Raw genomic sequence first — 359 nt, forward strand, 5'->3', positions numbered from 1 at the left:
TCCGATGGGGCGCGTGTCGACACAGCGGTTCTGCCCAACCTGTCATACGCGGCTCTACAATAGCAATGCAGCGCGACCGCATCTGGTGAACATTCGTGCCGGTACGCTGGACGACAGTGCGCGCATCCGCGTGCCGCTGCACATCTGGGTACGGAGCAAGCAACCTTGGGTGATCCTGCCGGACGATGCGGAGCTTTGGCAGGAAGCGGCCTCCGTCGACGCGCTGGAGCGGTTGTCCGGAATGGATTCCGTGTAGGGTTCAGTGCCCGATATACCGCCCGGGCCGGTGCCAGGCGAACAGGATCAGGCTGATCGCGACGGTGCTGAGCGCGGACCATGCAAGGGCAGGGCCGCTGACT

Annotated in this window: 1 protein-coding gene; it reads left to right on the plus strand. The window is 64.3% G+C overall.

Annotation, left to right across the window (positions count from 1 at the left end):
* A partial coding sequence (locus AC0IYH_RS29985; RefSeq protein WP_471837739.1) for a GFA family protein occupies positions 1–256 on the plus strand: 256 nt, incomplete at its 5' end.
* Positions 257–359: the final 103 nt, after the last annotated feature.

The organism is Pseudomonas sp. AC463, assembly GCF_979253585.1.